This is a genomic window from Mesorhizobium sp. M0408 (genome assembly GCF_040321495.1).
Taxonomy (GTDB): domain Bacteria; phylum Pseudomonadota; class Alphaproteobacteria; order Rhizobiales; family Rhizobiaceae; genus Mesorhizobium.
Map to the genome: position 1 here is coordinate 93,426 of NZ_JAMYRO010000019.1, position 16,592 is coordinate 110,017.

Consider the following 16,592-nt stretch of genomic DNA (forward strand, 5'->3'; position numbering starts at 1 on the left):
CGCTTCAAGACCCTAGCTGCACAACCACAGCTTGTGACAGGTCGTGGCCATCAGGTGGGCCGGCGGTACAAAGCGATCGTTGACCGGCGCATCATCGTCTACCCGGCGGACCTTTTCTTCGAGCAACGTGCGAAGTTGTGCCGGTTGCACGCGGTCGCGCTCCATTACCAGCTTGATCATCGGATCGCTCAAGAGTTCATCCAGGGTGTTGATGCTGTCGTTCATCCGTCGCCTCCTCGACTGCCTGCCCGCACGCCGATAGATAGGCAGCAATGATGGCCCGCCAATGACGCTTTGCCGGCTATCTCGTGTCGCTTCGGATTAAATTTTGTCCAGATTCCACCTCAAGCCGGAGGTGGCGCGCCTTCAAACTGCGGCAGGCCGTCGTCGATCTGCACCCAGGGCTGCTTCGAGGCGGTCCAGATATGCATCTCAGGCCTGAACAACGAGGGATCATCGAGCGAGCCGGTGGTGATGCCGATAATGCCGGCGGAATCGCGCCGGGAAAACATCGTCGTGCCGCAGCGCGGGCAAAAGCCGCGCTTGAGATCGGGCGAGGAATTCACCGTCGCCAGCGGTCCGTCGACCGTCACATCATCGATGCGGAACAGCACGCGCGCGTTGAAGGCGGCACCCAACGCCTTCTGGCACAACCGGCAATGGCAGACGCGCTCATTGATCGGTGCCGCCTCGGCGCGGTAGCGCACCGCGCCGCACAAACACCCGCCCTGATATCTTGCCATCACCCGCGTCCCTGCCCTGTGAGGATAGGCGGCATACCTATCGATAGGCGTGGCAGCGTCAATTGAAAAGCTTTGATGGCGCCATCTATAGCTGTGATGCGGCCAATACACGATTGGCCGATGCGCCGGGCCAAGGCCCCATGGGCGAAATGCCGGCCATCTCGCGGAAGACGGCCGGCAGACAATTGACTGGGCGTCAGTTCGTTTCGTTGACGACCTCGTCCCAGGTCTTGACCTTGGTCTGGCCATTGAGGAACGGCAGCGCGGCAGCTGTCAGTTCCGGCGCGAAGAACACATCGTAGTGGGTGCGGTTCGGCACGATCGCCATGCGGTTCTGCGACAGGTTCTCGCGCATCCAGCCGGCGTCCTTCAATCCGCCGCCGAGCATCTGGTAGAATTTGATCTCGTGCTCAGGCCGGTACATATCGCTGTCGCCGAACACCAGCATCACCGGCATTTTCAGCTTCGGCACGTCGGCGGAATAATCGTAGTCCTTGCGCATATAGGCGCCAAGTTGATCGAGCAGTTTCGGAAAATCCTCCGGATGCGGCGCAACCGCGACGTAGGATTTGTACATCGGTGTGTCCTTCATCATGTCGGCCATCGCCGCGCCGACCTGTGCCTGCTGGCCATGCATCTCGGCATAGAAGCCGTCCGCGGCGTAGCCGGTCGAGACCAGCACCAGGCGGCGCACCGTTTGGGGATGCTGGACGGCCATGCGGAAGGCGACGCCGCCGCCCAGCGAATAGCCCATCACGTCGACCTTGTCGTAGCCGAGTGCCTTGACGATCGCCGCCATGTCGTCGCCCATCGCCTCCAGGCTGAGCGGCCGGTCGCCGAGTGCGGTGCGGCCATGGCCCTGCAGGTCAACGCCGATGACGGTGCGGTTTTCGGCAAGTTTTGGCAGGATCGGCGCGAACATGTCGGTCGTGCCGAGGCCGCCATGCAGCAGAAGCAGCGGCTCGCCCTTGCCATAGACGGCGTAATAATAGTTCAGGCCGTTAATCGGCAGCAGGCCGGATTTTTCCGGCGTCGGCAGTGTTGCGGTTGCGGTCGTCATGGCGGGCTTGGCCTCCTCTGCGTTGATGGTGCCCGGCGCGGCAAACAGCGCGGCGGCCGAGGCGAAAATGGCGAAAAATACCGATCTGGACATCAGTCTCCCTCTCCCGTTTGCATCAAAGTCGCTTGGCGACCTCCTCAAGCTGTTCGGCGCACTGGCCCCAGCCCTCGTGAAAACCCATTTTCTCGTGCTGTTCGCGGTCGGCGACCGACCAATGCGCGACGCGGGCAATGTAGCGGGTCTTGCCCTCGCCCTCGTCCTCGAAGGTCAGCACGACCGTCATGAACGGCTTTTCGGACGGCTCCCACGCCTTGGTATAGGCATCGGTGAAGACGAGCTTCCTGCCCGGCACGACTTCGAGGAAGACGCCGGGACTCGCAAACTCCTTGCCGTCGGGATCGGCCATGACGACAAGGGTGGAGCCACCGGTCCGCACATCCATTTCGGCGTGCGGCGTCGTCCACGGCTTCGGCGAGAACCATTGCGTCAACAGCTTTGGCTCGGTCCAGCAGCGATAGACGTTCTCGTGCGGCGCATCGATGATGCGGGCGAGAACCAGCTCGCGATCGGAGTTGGGGGCGATGTCGAGCTTGGTGGTCATGATGTTTCCTCACACGTCGGTTTTGGCTTCCGTGTCTAGGACGAACCGACAAGACGCAAGCCGACACGGTCCGCGAAAAAATCCGCGGGACAGGAGATTCGAACGACGGAAATAAGTGGCTTCAGTGGCGCTTGGCTTGGACGAGGTAGGCGTCGATCTCGGTCTCGCCGAGCCACTTGGCCGCTTCCAGCCGATGCAACCCTTCGACCAGGATATGGCGCTTGCCGTCATGGCGCACCTGGATCGGCATCTTCATGCCGTTTTCCAGAATGTCCTCGGCCAGATGGCGGACGGTTTCGGGATGCAGCGTCTTCTTGCGCGCCGTCGGCACGTAGATATCGTTGACCCTGACCTTTTGCACTCTCAGCATATCGGCTCCCGTGGCGGACAACGCCGCCCTTTGTGAGATAGTCTGTTTGTCAGGCAAGGCCAAGTGAGCAACCCGGCAATGGCTGGCCCGATCGTTTCCAATTGACGCTTGGCCGGCGGATGGCCGAAATGGCGGCCTTCGACCTTAGCGGTGTCCATGAACCATCCGCCGACCGAGTTTCCCGATTTCGGACTGACGCCGGAGCAGCGACGCCAGGCGGTGCGCAGCCATTACTGGGAATGGCCCGGTATGGATGGCAGGCGCGGCGAAATCTGGTGCTACAGCGACCGTTTTTCCTATCGCCCCGGCGAGATGGTGGCGCTGCATGTCAGTTCGACGGCCGCCGGTTTCGGCATCGCAATCATCCGCGACGGCGGCGCGGAAACGACAATGTTCGAAAGGACCGGGATTGCGGCGCGCTGGCAAGATACGCCGGATCAATGTTCGGTCGAAGGCTGCGGCTGGCAAGCGTCGTTCGAGTTTCGCATCGGCGACGACTGGCCATCCGGCGCCTATCGCGTCACGCTTGAAGCGGACGGTCGCGACGGCAAGCCGATCCGCTGTCATCACCTTTTCATCGTCTCGCCGCAGCCCGGCAAGAAACCCGGCCGCGTGCTGCAGGTGGCTGCCACCGGCACCTGGCTCGCCTACAATACATGGGGCGGTTCCAACCATTACGAAGGCATCACCGGGCCAGGCCGGGACCAATATGCACGAATGGTGTCGACCCAACGGCCGTGGTGCCGCGGCTTCGTCGTGCTGCCCAGGGACGCGCCGCGCGTGCCGCTCGAAGTCGCCGTGCCGCCGAAAACCGTGCCGCGCTATCCGCATATGGAATGGGCCTTTGCCACCGGCCATTCGAAGAAATACGCCTCGTCCGGCTGGGCAAGCTACGACAGCCATTTCTTCCGCTTCGCCGAGCGTGCCGGCTACGCCGTCGATCTCGCCAGCCAGCACGATCTGCATTTTTCGCCCGACATTCTCGACGGCTATGACTGCGTCGTCTTGGTCGGCCACGACGAATATTGGACCTGGGAAATGCGCGATGCGGTCGACACCTATGTCGAGCGCGGCGGTCATGCGGCGCGCTTTGCCGGCAATTTCATGTGGCAGACCAGGCTGGAGGACGAAGGCCGCCGGCAAGTCTGCTACAAATACCGCGCCCGCGCCGAAGACCCGGCCTATCGCGGCGGCGATGTGAGGCGCGCCACCAATTCCTGGGAAGCGCCGGAAATCGGCCGGCCGGGTGCGGCGACCTTCGGGCTTAACGCGACAAGAGGCGTCTATGCCGGCTGGGGCGGCTGCGCGCCGCGCGGCGTGCGCGGCTTTCCGGTCTACCGGCCGGAGCATTGGGCGTTTGCCGGCACCGGCATCTACTATGGCGATCTGCTCGGCGCCGACAGCCATGTCTATGGCTACGAGGTCGACGGGCTCGATTTCGAGATCCGCGGCGGCCTGCCCTACCCCAAGCCCGACAGCGGTGCACCGGACGGGCTGCAAGTGCTGGCCGTCGGCATGGCGAGCCAGGTCGAGGAAAGCGCCGACATTGCGTTCGAGGACCAGTTTCTCGGCGACGAGGACGGACGCTTCACCGCCGAGACGCTGTTCGGCGAGGCAAGCGATGCCAACCTCGACAAGGTCAAACGCGGCAACGGCATGATCGTCAATTTCCCGCGCGGCAAAGGCGAGGTGTTTCACGCCGGAAGCTGCGAATGGATTGCCGGCCTGCTAAGGCAGGATGCGATGGTCGAGCGCGTCACCAGAAATGTGCTCGACCGCTATCTTGGAAAGCCATGACATGTTGAAGTCTCCTGCCCCGGAAACTCGCGAAGCCTCGCATCTGTTTTATCTATCCAGCGTGCGCCGGCCGCTGATCGACCGCGCCGAAGGCATCTACATGTGGACGCAGGATGGCCGCCGCTTCATCGACGGATCGAGCGGCCCGATGGTCGCCAATATCGGCCACTCCAATCGCAACGTGCTCGACGCGATGAAACGGCAGATGGACCGCGCCACCTTCGCCTACCGCCTGCATTTCGAGAACGAACCGGCAGAGGAGCTCGCGCGGCAGCTGGCGGCCAAACTCCCCGAAGGCCTGGACCGCATCTTTTTCGTCTCCGGCGGCTCGGAAGCAACGGAATCCTGCGTCAAGCTGGCGCGGCAGTGGGCGGTCGCCACCGGTCAGCCCAGCCGCTGGAAGGTGATCACGCGCTTTCCGTCCTATCATGGCGGCACGCTCGGCGCGCTCGCCGTCACCGGCGACGATGCGCTGTCCGAAACATTTGTGCCGATGATGCAGATGATGCCGACCGTGCCGGCGCCCATCGCCTGGCGCGACCGCGACAATCTTTCGATGGAACAGCGCGGCATCCGCTACGCCGACATGCTGGAGGAAAAGATCCTCGCCGAGGGACCGCAGAGCGTGCTCGCCTTCATCATGGAGCCAGTCGGCGGCGCTGCCACGGCAGCACTGGTGGCGCCGGACAGCTACTATCCGCGCATCCGCGAGATCTGCGATCGCTACGGCATCCTGCTCATCCATGACGAAGTGATGAGCGGTGCCGGCCGCACCGGAAAATTCCTCGGCGGCGACCACTGGAACTGCAAGCCCGACATCGTCGCGCTGTCGAAGGGGCTGGGCTCTGGCTACGCGCCGCTCGGCGCGCTGGCGGCACCGATGCGGCTGGTGCAGCCATTGCTCGCGTCGGGCGGCTTCCAGCACGGCCATACCTATGCCGGCAATCCGCTCGCCTGCGCCGCCGGGCTCGCCGTGCTCGGCGAGATGGACCGTCTCGGCCTGATCGCCAACGCGGCTGTCATGGGCGAGCTATTGATGGACGAGCTGAAGGGATTGGCGAAGCGGTTTCCGTTCATCGCCGACGTCCGCGGCAAGGGCCTGCTCACCGGTGCCGAAATGGTCGCCGACCCAGAAACGCTGAGGCCGATCGAGCCGGCAAAGAAGGCCACCCAGCATCTGCTCGACCTCGCCTACGAGCGCGGCCTGATCATCTACGGACGCAAGGTCAAGGGCGGTGTCGACGGCGACAATTTCATGGTCGCGCCGCCGATGATCGTCACCGCCGCGCAGATCGGCGAGATCGTATCCATCATCGGCGACTCGCTCGAGGTGCTGGCCGGCGAGCTCGACCTGCCGGTCGAAGGTTGAGGCGACCATGGCACCGCGCAAAGTCATTATCACCTGTGCCGTCACCGGGTCGGTGCACACGCCATCGATGTCGCCGCATCTGCCCGTGACGCCGGACCAGATCGCCGCAGACGCGATCGCCGCCGCCGAGACCGGCGCTTCGATCCTGCATCTTCATGCCCGCGACCCCAAGGATGGGCGGCCGACCGCCGACCCCGAGGTGTTCATGCAGTTCCTGCCGCGCATCAAGCAGGCGACCGATGCGGTGATCAACATCACCACCGGCGGATCGTCGCTGATGACGCTCGACCAGCGGCTGGCCGCGCCGCTCAGGGCCGAGCCGGAAATGTGTTCGCTCAATATGGGTTCGATGAATTTTGCGCTGTTCCCGATGCTCGAGCGGCCGCGAGAATGGCAGCACGAATGGGAGCCGAAGCTGCTCGAGGCTACCCGTGACACGATCTTCAAGAACACCTTTGCCGATATGGAGACGGTGCTGGAAAAGCTTGGGCGCGGCTGTGGCACGCGTTTCGAATTCGAGTGCTACGATGTCGGCCATCTCTATTCGCTTGCGCATTTCCGCGACCGCGGGCTGGTGTCGGGACCATTGTTCATCCAATTCGTGTTCGGCATATTGGGTGGTATCGGCGCCGATCCAGAAAACCTGGTCCACATGAAGCGCATCGCCGACAAACTGTTCGGCGAGAGCTACCGGTTTTCGGTGCTGGCCGCCGGACGCCACCAGATGCCGATGATCTCGATTGCGGCGGCAATGGGCGGCAACGTCCGCGTCGGGCTGGAGGACAGCCTCTACGACGGGCGCCAGCTCGCCAAGTCCAATGCCGACCACGTCCGCCGTATCCGCAGCGTGCTGGAAGGGCTGTCGCTGGACGTCGCGACGCCGGCCGAGGCACGCGCCATGCTGGCGCTCAAGGGCGGCGACCGGGTGGCGTTCTGAGAGGAAGGCAATCTGAAATGTTTGGCTCCCGGCCCACCCCCCTCTGTCCTGCCCTCTTTACCACTACTTGGCATCTCCCCCTCAAGGGGGGAGATTGGCAGCTTCGCCGTCCTGCCCCTTTTTCAGCGTTGGAGATTGGCGAACGCGGAGGTGATCCGATCTCCCCACTTGAGGGGGAGATGCCAAGTAGTCGTAAAGAGGGCAGGCCAGAGGGGGGTGCCTTGGCATCGTACCTCCAGTGACTGTCGCTTTGCCCGAGATCAACATCCGGCCCGGGACCGTCGAGGACGTCGAAACCATCCACGCCGCACTCCTACGGCTCGGCGCGCATGTCGGCGCACATCAGGAGATCACCTCGACAGCTCAGGATCTCCGCACCTATGGCTTTGGCGAAAAGCCTGCCTTCTTGACCTTGATCGCCGAAGTCGGTGGCGAATTTGCCGGGCTTTGCCTGTATTTTCCGATCTTCTCGACATGGATGGGACGGCCCGGCGTCTATGTGCAGGACCTCTATGTCGAGGACCGTTTTCGTGGCCGCAGGATCGGCGAGCGCCTGCTGCGCCGGGTGGCGGCGCAGTGCCGGAAGGCAGGCGGCGTCTATCTCAGGCTGTCCGTCGACACCGACAACAAGACCGCCAAGGCTTTTTACGAACGGTTAGGCATTGGCTGGTCGAGCTACGAGCAGGTGCAGAAGATCGTCGGCGACGCCTTTTTCGCCTTTGCCGATGCACCGGAGGAGCCAACATGAAAGCCTTCTATGCCGAAGAACAGAAGCGCCACGACCCGAAGGCGTTCCTCTCAAGCGGCGCGCCGCAGCCCAATCCGGAAAAGCCGGAACGGGTCGAGCGATTGTTAGCCGGCACCAAGGCTGCCGGCTGCACGATCGAACGGCCGCGGGATCACGGGCTCGGCCCGATTGCGGCGGTGCATACGCCGGAATATCTCGATTTTCTCCAGCATATCTTCGCGCGCTGGCAGCGCATCGAGGGCGCCTCGGCCGAGGTCATCCCCAATATCCATCCGATCGCGCGGAACGGCTCCTATCCGGCCTCGGCGGTCGGCCAGGCCGGCTACCACATGGCCGACACCGCCTGCCCGATCTCCAGCGAGACGTGGCAGAGCGCGCTTTGGAGCGCCTGGAGCGCGGTTGAAACCGCCGAGGCGGTGATGTCGGGAGCGCCGGCCGCCTATGCGCTGTGCCGGCCGCCCGGCCATCACGCCTTTGCCGATGTCGCCGGCGGCTTCTGCTTCATCAACAATTCGGCGGTCGCTGCACAGGTTCTGCGCAAGCAGGCGGCGCGGGTGGCGATCCTCGATGTCGACCTGCACCACGGCAACGGCACGCAAGGCATCTTCTATGCCCGGCCGGACGTGCTCACCGTGTCGCTGCATGCCGACCCGGTGCGCTTCTACCCGTTTTTCTGGGGCTATGGCGACGAGCGCGGCGAAGGCGCCGGCCTCGGCTACAATCTCAACCTGCCGCTGCCGCGCAAATCCGGCGATGCAGCGTTCCTCGAAGCGCTGGAGGCATCGTTCCAGCGCATCAACGCCTTCTCGCCCGATGCGCTTGTGGTGGCGCTGGGGCTAGATGCCTTCGAAGGCGATCCGTTCGGCGGACTGTCGGTGAGCACGCCTGGTTTTTCGCGCATTGGCGAGGTGATCGCCGGGCTCGGCCTGCCAACGGTCATCGTCCAGGAAGGCGGCTATCTCTGCGACGAGCTCGGCGACAATCTCACCGCCTTCCTCACCGGTTTTGGCGGCGCCCACAAGCGATGATCCGCCCGCGAGGGCCGCTCAGGATCGTTCCTGCCTCAGCATGGCGACAACGCGGTGCACGCTCTCCAGCGTCTCGTCGATTTCGGCTGAAGTGTTGTAATGAGCGATGCCGATGCGCACCACCCCCTGCTCGGCCGGAATGCCGAGCTGGTGGACGATCTCCCAGGCGTAGTTGTGGCCGGACCACAGGAAGATGTTTTCGGCATTCATCTGCCGCACGATCGTCTCCGGCACGATGCCTTCGACAGTGAACGACACCGTCGGCACACGCTCATTGATCCGCTTCGGATCGGTGATGCCGTGGATGGTCAGGCCGGCAATATCCGACAGACCGTCGATCAGCTGTTGCGCCAGCGGGTTCTCGTAAGCGATTGAAACTTCGAAGGCCTTGGCGATTTTCAGCCGACGCGATCCTTGCGCGCCGGCTGCCGCGCCCAACTCGGCAAAATAATCGACAGCCGCCGACAGGCCGGCCATCAGTTCGATTTGCGGCGTGCCGAGCTCGAAGCGCTCCGGCAGGGCATTGGACGAGCAGCGGCATTTATACGGCTTAAGCGCATCGATAACGTCCAGCCTGCCCCACAAAATTCCCATATGCGGGCCGAAGAACTTGTAAGCCGAGCAGATCAGGAAATCGCAGCCGAGGTTTTGGACGTCGATCAGGCCATGCGGCGCGAACTGGACGGCATCGACGTAGACCAACGCACCAGCCCGCCTGGCGATGCCGGTCAACGCCTTCACCCGGTTGATCGACCCGGTGAGATTGCTGGCGTAGTTGAGCGCGACGAGCCGCGTCCTCTCGGAAAGCAGCGCGGCGAGCGCCGCCTCCTCGATCTGCCAGCTCTGCTGGTCGAAAGGCAGCCAGCGCACGACAAGGCCAAGGTCTTCAGCCAGTTGCAGCCAGGGTGATACGTTGCCCTCATGGTCCATGCGGGTGAGGATGATCTCGTCCCCGGGCTTCATCGTGCGGCCGAGCGTTCGCGACATGTGGTAGGTCAATGTCGTCATGTTGGCACCCATGATGATTTCCTGCGGGCTCGCAGCGCCGAGAAAATCCGCCATCGCCAGATGGGCCTCGTCCACGATGTCTTGTGCGGCAACGGTGGTCTCGAAGAAGCCGCCGAGGTTGGCATTGGTGGTCAGCAAGCAACGCGATACTGCGTCCGCCACCGCCTGCGGGACCTGCGAGCCGGCAGGATTGTCGAGATAGATGCGCCGGCGGCTCTTGTCGGTCAGCGACAAAGCCGGAAATTTCGCGCGCACCGCGTCGATCCGGAAGTCCACGGCTGTTCCCCTCTCCTTATGACGATCGGACAACCACGTCCCGACGCATCAAGGGCACGGATTGCCGACGCGCTGGTGGATCGCATCAACGGCTTTCTGCATGTCCTCGGTCCAGACCACGTCGGCGGAAGAGAGCGCCATTTCGAGTTGCGAAATGGTGGTGGCGCCGATGATGTTCGAGGTGACCAAGGGCCGGTTCGAGATATAGGCATTGGCAAACAGCGCCGGCTCCATGCCGAAGGTGCGCGCCAACCGGTTGTATTCGAGCTGTACCTCGGCAGCATTCGGAGTCTCGTAGCGCTGGCCGCGGTTGAACAACTGCGAGCGCGAGCCCTGCGGCCGCGCGCCATGATCGTATTTGCCGGTCAAATAGCCTTGCGCCAGCGGCGAATAGGCAAGCAGCGACACCTGCTCGCGCTCGCAGACTTCGGCAAGGTTCACCTCGAAGGTGCGATTGACGAAATTGTAGGCGTTCTGCAGCGAGGCGACGCGCGGGCCGAGGCCCTTGTCGGCTTCGGCGATGAAACGCATGACTCCCCAGGAATTCTCGTTCGACAGGCCGAAATGGCGGATCTTGCCGGCCTTCACCAGTTCATCGAATACGGCAAGCGTCTCGGCGATCGGCGTCTCGCCTTCCGGCACGCCGGCGGCATCGGAGCGTCGCGGTACGGCGCCGATGCGGTTCGGATTGGCGCCCCACGGCACGTCGCGTTCCGGCCAATGGATCTGATAGAGGTCGATGTAATCGGTGTTGAGCCTGGCGAGTGACTTATCGATAGCGTCGAAGATATCGGCGCGCACCAGCTTAGACGGGCGGTCGCCGCGAAACCAACTGTTGGCGGTGCGACCAACTACCTTCGAGGCGATGATCACCTGGTCGCGATTGCGCTTCTCCTTCATCCAATTGCCGATGATTGTCTCGGTACGGCCTTGTGTCTCCGCCTTGGGCGGGATCGGATAGAGTTCGGCGGTGTCGATGAAATTGACGCCGCGAGCAAACGCCAGATCCATCTGGGCGTGACCGTCCGCCTCGGTGTTCTGCTGGCCCCAGGTCATCGATCCGAGGCAGATTTGCGACACGAAAAGATCGGTCTGGCCGAGACGGCGTTTGTGCATGGAGTTTCTCCGGTGGGAATTTTTGCGCGGCTGCGCGAGGAGGAAACAACAGCATACAGGAAAGCGCCGCCCGCTTCCAAGCCCACCGCCGGCAGGCCAGGCGACTTTCCCAGGACGCCGGCGAACGGGGTTTATCCCCGCGGCCAATAAAAAGCCGGACCGCATTTTCATGCAGTCCGGAATTTCGCCAGGAATGGCGAGGAAAAACCGGCCAAGTGCCGGCACTGACTCCTACGGTCGAAGCGCCACAGAAGTTTCGCCGGAACAGCCGAATTATGTCAAAAAAGATCGGGGCAGCATGGCTGCCATGCGGATGCTGCACTGCACAATTGTCATGATCTGCCTATATTGGAGGCCGTGGAGGTTCAATAAAGGGGCTTGAATCATGGGATTCTTAACTGAAATGTTCGCCCGTCCGCGTCCGCGGGAACAGCTGCGTTATCGCGCGGCACTGGCGCTACTCCATTCGATGAGCAATGCCGATCGCACCGATATCGGCGTCAAGCCGGCCGATTTCCCGCGCATCGCCCGGGAAATGTCCCTACGCTAAACAGCGCGCCGTGAGATATCCCGCCGCAGCGGGATATCTCGCGAGCGGATCTCAACGCAATCCGAGGAAGATCGACTTGCCCAATGGCACGCCGTTGTGGCGCAGGATGTCGTAGGCGGTGGTCAGGTGGAAATAGAAATTGGGCATGGCGGCGTGCAACAGATACTGCATCCCCGGCATCGAAACCTCTCGTCCCGCAAGCCTCAGTTCGACCACCCTGTAATCTGAACCGTCGAATTCGGCCGCCGAAAATGTCGCGAGATAGTCGAGCGTCTTGGTGAGGCGTGCCTGCAGATCGGCGAAGCTCGCCTCATTGTCCTCGTATTTTGGCACCTCGCGGCCGGCAAGCCGTGACGGCGCGCCCTTGGCGTGATCGGTGGCGATCTGCACCTGCCTGGTCAGCGCAAACATATCCGGCGCCAGCCTCGCCGTCAGATACACCTGCGGATCGATCTTGCGATCAGCCGCATTTTGCTCGGCAATGTTCAGCACATTGGCTAGTGCCTTCAGCCTCGCCGAAAATACCGGCACGGATGCTTCATACATTGATATGGTCACAAGAAATCTCCACGCGGCCCGACTGCCCACGGCGAGAGGTAGCGCTTTCGCAGGCGATTGTTCAAGCGTCACCACGCCGCCGCAATCGATATGATAGGATTTTTCATCGAGTGGAGGTTCCCGATGAGACGCGCACTTTTTGCAGCGACCGCTTTTTTCTCCCTTGCCGCTACCAGCCAACCGGTGCTCGCCGCCGACGCGCCTTACATAGACGACAGGTCGAATGCCGAAGCGGTCATCCGGTCGCTTTATAGTGCCATCAGCCGGCACGAATTCGCGCGCGCCTGGGACTATTTCGGCGACACCAAGCCGGCCAAGGATTTCGATGCTTTCGTCAAAGGCTATGACGGCACCGACACGGTCGAAGTCAAAATCGGTGGTGTGTCCGAAGACGGTGCTGCCGGCAGCATCTATTACAGCGTCCCCGTCGCCATCCGGGCGACGGCCAACGACGGCAGCGAGAATGTCTTTGCCGGTTGCTACACGCTGCGCCAGATCAACGCTTCGATCCAGGAACCGCCATTTCGCGCGATCTTCATCGACAAGGGTGCGCTGAAACCCTCGAAGGCCGATTTCGAGGATGCCGTGCCGGCAAGCTGCGGCGAAGGACCGACGCCGAAGAGGGACGCAGCGCTTGAGCAGGCCAACAAGGCGTTTGCCGCGACTTATGGCGACCAGTGCGACAAGGACATGCCCGGCGGCGATCCGCGAGGAGAGCCGGACGCCTACTCGCTCCGCTACAAGGATGCGGGGGCGGCCGAAAACGAGCCCGAACGCGAGACACGGCTGTTTCGCTTTTTCTGCTCGATGGCCGCCTACAATGAGAGCGCAGTCTATTACATCTACGACGACGTATCGGGCGTCCGGCAATTACAATTCGCGTCACCGGAACTCGATATTCGCTATGAGAACAACAATAGCGAAGGCAAGGTCGAGGGCATCAACATCATCGGCTTCCAGACTGACGACCAGTTGGTCAACTCCGAATATGACGAGGCCACCAAAACGATTTCATCCTTGAACAAGTGGCGCGGCGTCGGCGACGCCTCGTCGGCCGGCACCTACCTGTTTCGCCACGGCAATTTCTCGCTGGTGCAGTATGAGGTCGATGCCTCTTATGACGGCGAGATCAACCCGCAGACCGTGCTCGACTACAACACCGCGCCCTAAGGGACCTTCGATAACATCCAGTTGAGTGTGCCCCGCCAGTCGGTCATGCGGATCGGCGTGCCATGTGTGCCGGTCTCGAAGCGGACAAAGCGGGTCGGGTAGGCTTTCGATTTGCCCAGAATCGATCGGAAGAAGGCTTCCTGTTTCTCGATTGGAAACACCGGGTCCTTGCTGCCCTGGCCGAAGAAGACCGGCACACGGCGCTTGAATGCGGAGCTTGAGAAGAAACTCTCGTCCCACAGCGAGCCGAGCAGCAGCAGCCCGTCGATGCGCCCGCCGGAGTCCTTGCGGCCTGCCAGCTTCCAGCACAACGCGCCGCCCATAGAGCCGCAGGCGACGAAGATTTTTGCGCGCGGCGACTGTTCGGCATAGTGGCCGATCAATGCGGCGATCTGGGCGGCACCGGTGTCGCCGAAATCGGAAAAATCCGGCGACAGATAGAGGCCGCCATTACCGGCCATCAGGTTCTTGATACGGTTGAAATTGCCGCCGAAAGTGAAATCGTCAGCACCCTGCTTACGGCTGCCGCCCTGCCCGTGCAGATAAAGCACGATGATGCTGGCGCCCCCGGTCTTGCCGACGGCAATGTGGCGGACGTCGCCTGCATCGGTCGGCAGCAATAGATCCTGCTGCACCTTACGCACGCCGGTGTCGGTGTATTGCGCGTGCACACGACGCTCAGGCACTTCGTCACGAGCGTTGATGTCGCGCAGCTCACGATAATCGACGACCGTATAGGCGCCGTTGCTCTCGGACGAGAGTGTGACCGGATAGGCGAACAGATCGTCCTTGAAGGGTTTGAGTTCGAGAGCGTTGGCGTAGGCGACACAAAAGAGCTGCAAAAGAATCGCCATCAGCAGGGCCGGGAGGCCAGAGGGGGGCAAGCGGAACCGGAAGCAGGAACGAAAGGCCATCCCTCAGCCATGCGTTTTTCGGCTTCGGTTTGTCAATCCTGCAGCACGCCGCCGGCGCCTTCCAGCGCCTCGCGCGTGTCGACGTCGACGGCTGCCCCTTCGCCGATCTCGACATCGATGACGTCGAGCCCTTCGGCCTCGACCAGATGGCGGGCGCCGGTATCGCCTTCGAGGTGAGCGATCGCGGCAAACAGCGAACGCGGCAGCAGCACCGGATTGCCGCGCCGGCCATCATGAGCGGCGCGCACCACCGATCGGCCTTCGGACTTGCGGAACGCCTCGATCAGCCTGTCGAGGTCGGCCGAGGCGACGCCGGGCATATCGCCGAGGACAATCATGGCGCCGGCGGCGTCGCCGGAAATCTTGGCGATGCCGGCCTTCAGCGACGAAGACAGACCCTTGGCGAAATCCGGATTGTCGGCGAAGGTCATATCGAGGCCAGACAGTGCACTGCGCACGCGCTCGCTCTGGTGGCCGATGACGACGATGGTGGCCGCGGCTTTCGAACCGACCGCGCGTTCGGCGGTGCGGCGGACCAGCGGCTTGCCATCGAACAGTGCCAAGAGCTTGTTCGGCCCGCCCATGCGGCTGGAGCGGCCGGCGGCCAGAAGCACGATCTCGACCTTTGGTTCGGCTTTGGCCGGCAATGGCTCGCGCGGCTGCGGCCGCGTCGGAATTTCCATCAACAGCCCGCCGACGCCCATGCCGGCAATATCCCTGGCGGTCACGTCGAGACCGGCGATCAGCCGGTCAAGCACCCAGTCGAAGCCGTTCTCCTTGGGACTGCGGGCGCAGCCCGGCGCACCGATGATGCGCTTGCCGCCTAGAGTGCCTAGCACCAGCAGATTGCCGGGATCGACCGGCATGCCGGCGCGGATGACAGTGCCGCCTGCCTTTTCGATGGCAGCGGGAACGACGTCGCCGAAATCGGCCATCGCCGAGGCGCCGAAGATAACCACCATATCGTTGTCGCGGATCAGCGAGGCCGCAGCCTCGGCGACGGGGATAATTTCATGCGGGGTTCGACGCTCCGCCGTCAGCCTGCCGCCCGAACGCGCCAGGCGCGCTTCGGTGACGCGCAGCGTCTTGTCGAGCACGCTGGGTTTGATGCCGGGTAGCACCGTCTGGATGACGCCGACGCGCACCGGCTGATAGGCGTTGACCGCAAATATCTCGCCGCCGGCGCAGATCCTTGCCACGGCATCGACCAAAGCGAAGGCGACCGCAAACGGAATGATCTTCACCGTCGCAACCATCTGACCTTTTTCGACCGGCGCATGCTGCGCCAGCGTGGCGATGGTGATCGTCGGATCGACGGCATTGATGGCGTCGATTATCGCCGCGTCGACGGTGAATATGCCGGCAGCCTGCGCGTGGAGGTTGACCCTGCCGGTCGCGGCGGGCTTCGCCTCCATATTGCGATGGATCATGGATGCGGCGATCTTTTCGGCAGCGACGTCCTCGCTGAGATCATCGGGCGCCAACACTGCCGCTACGACCTCGGAAATGCCAGCGGCCTTCAACAGGGACACATCCCCGGCGCTTAGCCTGTGCGCCTTGCGGAAGCGGCGCTCTCCGACCTTGGTGGCATGCGCAAGCACTGCCCCTTCGGCCGTATCGATCGCAACGGGACCAAATTTCACGCGACCGCGCCTTTGGATTCGAGGCCGCGGGAGCGAAAGGCGTGGATCGCTTGCGCCAACACCGCGACGGCGATCTCGGCCGGGCTGGCAGCCCCAATGTCGAGGCCGATCGGGGCATGAATGCGGGCGATCTGGTCGGCGGTCGCTCCCGAAGCCAGCAGGCGTTCCACACGTTTGGTGTGGGTCTTGCGGCTGCCGAGCGCGCCGACATAAAAGCAGCCGGCGTCGAGCGCCGCCTTCAGGGCGAAATCGTCGATCTTCGGATCGTGGGTGAGAGCAGCCAGCGCCGTATAGCTATCGAGCGGCTGACGCGTCAGCACATCCTCTGGCCATTCGGCATGCAGCGCGATATCGGGAAAACGATCGGGCGTGGCAAAGGCCGTGCGCGGATCGATGATCTCGACAGGATAGCCGGCGATCCTGGCCATCGGTGCCAGCGCCTGGCTGATGTGGACGGCGCCGATCACCACCAAGCGCGGCTGCGGCAGATGTGCGTTGAGGAAGAAGGTCCGTCCCTCAGCTTCGACCGAACCGGAATTGCCCGTGCGAAATGCCTTGGCGATGGCCGCCCCGAGTTCGCCGGCTACCCGGTCGCCCTCGCGCACGACACGGTCGCGGCCGTCGCCGAGATCGGTGACCAGGATTGCCGCGCGGCGGGCGCGGCGTTCGGCGTTGAGTGTCTTCAGCGCATAGGGATCCATTCG

18 protein-coding genes are annotated in these 16,592 nt (G+C 63.0%); 7 read left to right on the forward strand and 11 right to left on the reverse strand.

What is annotated here, in order from left to right:
* Positions 1 to 12: 12 nt before the first annotated feature.
* The 5 genes from NKI67_RS22310 to NKI67_RS22330 form a co-directional block, all read right to left on the reverse strand.
* Positions 13 to 225, reverse strand: a complete 213-nt coding sequence (locus NKI67_RS22310; RefSeq protein ID WP_023674755.1) for a hypothetical protein — start codon at positions 223 to 225, stop codon at positions 13 to 15.
* Positions 226 to 344: 119 nt separating this feature from the next.
* Positions 345 to 743 (reverse strand): GFA family protein, encoded by a 399-nt coding sequence (locus NKI67_RS22315; RefSeq protein ID WP_352457758.1) that lies wholly within the window; start codon positions 741 to 743, stop codon positions 345 to 347.
* Between the two features lie 196 nt (positions 744 to 939).
* On the reverse strand, positions 940 to 1,896 hold the full coding sequence (locus NKI67_RS22320; RefSeq protein ID WP_352646798.1) for an alpha/beta fold hydrolase: 957 nt from the start codon (positions 1,894 to 1,896) through the stop codon (positions 940 to 942).
* Positions 1,897 to 1,918: 22 nt separating this feature from the next.
* Entirely contained in the window at positions 1,919 to 2,404 is a 486-nt protein-coding gene (locus NKI67_RS22325; RefSeq protein ID WP_352646800.1) for an SRPBCC family protein, read from the reverse strand.
* Between the two features lie 121 nt (positions 2,405 to 2,525).
* Positions 2,526 to 2,774, reverse strand: a complete 249-nt coding sequence (locus NKI67_RS22330) for a ParB N-terminal domain-containing protein (RefSeq protein WP_023674751.1) — start codon at positions 2,772 to 2,774, stop codon at positions 2,526 to 2,528.
* A 156-nt stretch (positions 2,775 to 2,930) separates the two neighbouring features.
* Between NKI67_RS22330 and NKI67_RS22335 the strand changes: the two genes are divergently transcribed.
* From NKI67_RS22335 to NKI67_RS22355, 5 genes are all read left to right on the forward strand, one after another.
* Positions 2,931 to 4,571: a N,N-dimethylformamidase beta subunit family domain-containing protein gene (locus NKI67_RS22335; protein ID WP_352467287.1), complete on the forward strand. Its 1,641-nt coding sequence runs from the start codon at positions 2,931 to 2,933 to the stop codon at positions 4,569 to 4,571.
* Between the two features lies 1 nt (position 4,572).
* Positions 4,573 to 5,940: an aminotransferase family protein gene (locus NKI67_RS22340; RefSeq protein WP_352457762.1), complete on the forward strand. Its 1,368-nt coding sequence runs from the start codon at positions 4,573 to 4,575 to the stop codon at positions 5,938 to 5,940.
* Positions 5,941 to 5,947: 7 nt separating this feature from the next.
* Positions 5,948 to 6,877 (forward strand): 3,5-dioxohexanoate:acetyl-CoA acetone transferase, encoded by a 930-nt coding sequence (gene kce, locus NKI67_RS22345; RefSeq protein ID WP_352646803.1) that lies wholly within the window; start codon positions 5,948 to 5,950, stop codon positions 6,875 to 6,877.
* Between the two features lie 238 nt (positions 6,878 to 7,115).
* On the forward strand, positions 7,116 to 7,625 hold the full coding sequence (locus NKI67_RS22350) for a GNAT family N-acetyltransferase (RefSeq protein ID WP_352646805.1): 510 nt from the start codon (positions 7,116 to 7,118) through the stop codon (positions 7,623 to 7,625).
* Positions 7,622 to 8,653: a histone deacetylase family protein gene (locus NKI67_RS22355; RefSeq protein ID WP_352646807.1), complete on the forward strand. Its 1,032-nt coding sequence runs from the start codon at positions 7,622 to 7,624 to the stop codon at positions 8,651 to 8,653. The genes NKI67_RS22350 and NKI67_RS22355 overlap by 4 nt, the downstream gene beginning before the upstream one ends.
* A gap of 18 nt (positions 8,654 to 8,671) precedes the next feature.
* Here NKI67_RS22355 and NKI67_RS22360 read toward each other — a convergent pair whose 3' ends face one another.
* Together NKI67_RS22360 and NKI67_RS22365 are read right to left on the reverse strand one after the other, a co-directional pair.
* On the reverse strand, positions 8,672 to 9,937 hold the full coding sequence (locus NKI67_RS22360; protein ID WP_352646810.1) for a cysteine desulfurase-like protein: 1,266 nt from the start codon (positions 9,935 to 9,937) through the stop codon (positions 8,672 to 8,674).
* A 48-nt stretch (positions 9,938 to 9,985) separates the two neighbouring features.
* Entirely contained in the window at positions 9,986 to 11,053 is a 1,068-nt protein-coding gene (locus NKI67_RS22365; RefSeq protein ID WP_352646813.1) for an aldo/keto reductase, read from the reverse strand.
* A gap of 385 nt (positions 11,054 to 11,438) precedes the next feature.
* On the opposite strand from NKI67_RS22365, the gene NKI67_RS22370 reads away from it, so the two are divergent.
* Positions 11,439 to 11,603, forward strand: coding sequence for a hypothetical protein (locus NKI67_RS22370; RefSeq protein WP_352623628.1), 165 nt, complete (start codon positions 11,439 to 11,441; stop codon positions 11,601 to 11,603).
* Between the two features lie 51 nt (positions 11,604 to 11,654).
* Here NKI67_RS22370 and NKI67_RS22375 read toward each other — a convergent pair whose 3' ends face one another.
* Positions 11,655 to 12,161 carry a DUF1993 domain-containing protein gene (locus NKI67_RS22375; RefSeq protein WP_352623630.1) on the reverse strand — a complete coding sequence of 169 codons (507 nt, stop codon included), beginning with the start codon at positions 12,159 to 12,161 and terminating at the stop codon, positions 11,655 to 11,657.
* A gap of 123 nt (positions 12,162 to 12,284) precedes the next feature.
* Here NKI67_RS22375 and NKI67_RS22380 point away from each other — a divergent pair, with 123 nt between their 5' ends.
* Positions 12,285 to 13,331 (forward strand): DUF1176 domain-containing protein, encoded by a 1,047-nt coding sequence (locus tag NKI67_RS22380; RefSeq protein ID WP_352646815.1) that lies wholly within the window; start codon positions 12,285 to 12,287, stop codon positions 13,329 to 13,331.
* On the opposite strand, the gene NKI67_RS22385 is transcribed toward NKI67_RS22380, so the two are convergent.
* From NKI67_RS22385 to NKI67_RS22395, 3 genes are all read right to left on the reverse strand, one after another.
* Positions 13,328 to 14,185, reverse strand: coding sequence for an alpha/beta hydrolase (locus NKI67_RS22385; RefSeq protein WP_023674741.1), 858 nt, complete (start codon positions 14,183 to 14,185; stop codon positions 13,328 to 13,330). The genes NKI67_RS22380 and NKI67_RS22385 overlap by 4 nt on opposite strands.
* Positions 14,186 to 14,277: 92 nt before the next feature.
* On the reverse strand, positions 14,278 to 15,888 hold the full coding sequence (locus NKI67_RS22390) for an NTP transferase domain-containing protein (protein ID WP_023674740.1): 1,611 nt from the start codon (positions 15,886 to 15,888) through the stop codon (positions 14,278 to 14,280).
* Complete coding sequence (locus NKI67_RS22395; RefSeq protein WP_023674739.1) at positions 15,885 to 16,589, reverse strand: XdhC family protein; 705 nt, start codon at positions 16,587 to 16,589, stop codon at positions 15,885 to 15,887. Before NKI67_RS22395 ends, NKI67_RS22390 begins: the two co-directional genes overlap by 4 nt.
* Positions 16,590 to 16,592: the final 3 nt, after the last annotated feature.